We start from the raw sequence: 2,710 nt of genomic DNA, 5'->3' as shown, positions 1-2,710 counted from the left end.
GGCTGGATCTTTCCAGCCCGTCCGGCGTTTGAGGACCGGGTCCGGGCAGAGCCCGGGGAACGGTGGAAGGGCGGGTAGGGGACGGCCCCGCGCAGCGGTGGGTCAGGCTGTCAAGGCCGGGATCCGGGACGGGGTCGCCGCGTCGTACCTGGTGAGCAGCAGGCGGGCCAGCTCCGGGGACGGGCCCAGGACGTCGGCCAGGACATCGGCGCCCGCGGCTTCGGCGCCCGCCGCGATGCGGTCCGGGAGCCGGCCGGGGGCGATCACGTACGGGGCCACCGCGATCCGGCGGACGCCCTCCGCGCGCAGCGCCCGTACGGCGTCCTCCGTCCGGGGGAGAACAGCGGAGGCGAACGCAGGCCGCACGGCGCACCAACCGGTGTGCCGCCACTCCCGCGCGATTTCAGCGATCACTGCGATCGCCTCCGGGTCCGAGGAGCCGGCGGACGCGAGCACCACACCGGTGGTGGCGCGGTCCGCCGGGCTGAGGCCGGCTTCCCACAGGCGCCGCTCCAGGTTCGCGAGCAGCAGCGGGGAAGGGCCGAGTACGTCCGCGATGCGGATGGAGAGGTCCGGCAGATGGGATCCGGCTCCCGCGAGCACCGCCGGGATGTCGGACTTCGCGTGGAACGCCCGCGTCAGGAGCAGCGGCAGGGCCACGATCTCCCGTACGCCCGACAGGTAGAGGGAGGCCACCACCTGGTCGACGGTCGGGGTGTCGAAGTCCAGGAAGGCCGTTTCCACGCGCAGCCCCGGCCGCAGCGCCCGTACCCGCCGGGTGAGGGCGTGCACGGTCGCCGCGTGCCGCGGGTCGCGGCTGCCGTGGGCTATGACCAGCAGGGCGGGGGAATGCGTCGGGTGCGGGTGGTGCGCGTACACGTGATCAGCTCTTGACCAGCAGGCCGCGGGTGCGCAGCACCCACCGCTCGACCGGGCTGAAGATCAGCAGGTCGATGGCGATGCCGACGACCAGGATCAGGATGATCGCGAGGAACACGCCGGGCAGGTCGATGTTGTTACGGCCGTTTTCGAGGAGCTGGCCGAGGCCGAGGCCCAGGTCGGGCGAGCCGGCGATGATCTCGGCGGCCATCAGGGAGCGCCAGGAGAAGGCCCAGCCCTGCTTGAGGCCGGCCAGGTATCCGGGCAGCGCGGCCGGCATGATCACGTGCCGGGCACCGCTCAGGCCGGTGGCGCCCAGGGTGCGGCCGGCCCGCAGGAACAGCGGCGGGATCTGGTCGATGCCGGAGACGAGCCCGTTGGCGATGGACGGGACCGCGCCGAGCAGGATGACGGTGTACATCATCGCGTCGTCGAGTCCGAACCAGAGCACCGCCGGAGGCACCCAGGCGACCGAGGGCAGGGACTGGAGTCCCTGGAGGATCGGGCCGATCGCGGCGCGGACCACCTTCACCCGGGCGACCAGCAGGCCGAGCGGGGTGCCGATGGCCAGGGCCAGCAGGAAGCCGAGCAGACCGCGCGAGACGCTGGTCCAGACGACGTCCAGCAGGGTGCCCTTGAGCCACATCTCGGTCAGGCTGTCCCAGACCGCGGACGGGGCGGGCAGCTTCGTCTCGGGGGTGATCTTCGTCGCGATGAGGAGCTGCCAGACGACGAGCACCAGGGTGACGGCGATGACCGGCGGCAGGACCTTCTTGACGAGGACCTCGCGCACCGGGGTGCGGTGGGTCTGGACCGCGTCGAGGGCGTCGAGGCCCGCCTCCAGGCCGGCGAGGTCGTCGGCCTTGGAGCTGCTGCCGGGCGTGGCCGCGGTCTCGGGGGTGGTGTCAGTGCTGGCCATGGCGGCGGATCTCCCCACGCAGGTGTTCAGTGATCTCAAGGGACAGCTCCGCGACGTCCGCGTCCTCGATGCGGCGCGGCTGCGGGATGCCCACGGTCCACTCCTTCGCGACCCGGCCGGGGCGCGAGGACAGCAGGACCACACGCTGCGCGAGCCGTACGGCCTCGCGGACGTTGTGCGTGACGAACAGGACCGAGAGGTTCGTCTCCTCCCAGATGCGGGTGAGCTCGCCGTGCAGCACGTCGCGGGTGATGGCGTCCAGCGCCGCGAACGGCTCGTCCATCAGCAGGAGCTGGCTGTCCTGGGCGAGCGCCCGGGCCAGGGCCACGCGCTGGCGCATGCCGCCGGACAGCTCGTGGACCCGCTTGCCGTACGCGCCGCCGAGCCGGACCAGCTCCAGCAGCCGCTCGGCCTCCGGCTTGCGGTCGGCCTTGGCCACCCCGCGCAGGCGCAGGGCGAGTTCGATGTTCTTGCCCGCGGTGAGCCACGGGAAGAGGGCGTGCTCCTGGAACATCAGGGCCGGACGGCCGCCGGGGGTCTCGATCGATCCCGCGGACGGCTTGTCCAGTCCCGCGACCAGGTTGAGCAGGGTGGACTTTCCACACCCCGAGGCGCCCAGGATGGTGACGAACTCTCCGGGAGCGACATCGAGGCTGATGTCGTCCAGGACGAGCTGCGATCCGGCCGGGCCGGAGAAGGACTTCGATACGTGCTCGATACGAGCGGCGTGCGTCTGCTCCGCTACGGTGCCCTCGGCAGCCTTGGCAAGCATGGTGGCCATGGTCGTCACCTCCTGGGATTCGGGACGGGTACTGAAGGGGTTACTTGGCGCCGAGGCCGGCGTCGGAGACTTCGGGCTTGCCGGCGGCCTTGAGGACCTTGTTGAGGGGCCTGAGGTCGTAGATGCCGGTC

At 71.8% G+C, this 2,710-nt stretch carries 3 protein-coding genes; all 3 read right to left on the bottom strand.

Features of this window, described 5'->3' with window-relative positions:
• Nucleotides 1-102 precede the first annotated feature (102 nt).
• From ACFXDJ_RS35815 to ACFXDJ_RS35805, 3 genes are read right to left on the bottom strand one after another with little or no spacing between them, the layout of a single operon-like run.
• A complete protein-coding gene (locus ACFXDJ_RS35815) occupies nt 103-879 on the bottom strand; it encodes a sirohydrochlorin chelatase (RefSeq protein WP_384663556.1) in 777 nt (258 codons plus the stop codon).
• 4 nt (nt 880-883) lie between these two features.
• Nucleotides 884-1,798, bottom strand: coding sequence for an ABC transporter permease (locus tag ACFXDJ_RS35810; protein ID WP_384851286.1), 915 nt, complete (start codon nt 1,796-1,798; stop codon nt 884-886).
• Nucleotides 1,785-2,579 (bottom strand): ABC transporter ATP-binding protein, encoded by a 795-nt coding sequence (locus ACFXDJ_RS35805; protein WP_384663552.1) that lies wholly within the window; start codon nt 2,577-2,579, stop codon nt 1,785-1,787. The genes ACFXDJ_RS35810 and ACFXDJ_RS35805 overlap by 14 nt, the downstream gene beginning before the upstream one ends.
• Nucleotides 2,580-2,710 lie beyond the last annotated feature (131 nt).

Origin of the sequence: Streptomyces sp. NPDC059443 (genome assembly GCF_042750105.1) — a bacterium.
Lineage (GTDB): Bacteria > Actinomycetota > Actinomycetes > Streptomycetales > Streptomycetaceae > Streptomyces.
This window is presented reverse-complemented; position numbering and strand designations above follow the sequence as displayed.

What these genes read in the sequence shown, in the direction of transcription:
- ACFXDJ_RS35810 (WP_384851286.1), bottom strand. Translation starts at nt 1,798, where the DNA reads ATGGCCAGCACTGACACCACCCCCGAGACCGCGGCCACGCCCGGCAGC.
- ACFXDJ_RS35805 (WP_384663552.1), bottom strand. Translation starts at nt 2,579, where the DNA reads ATGGCCACCATGCTTGCCAAGGCTGCCGAGGGCACCGTAGCGGAGCAG.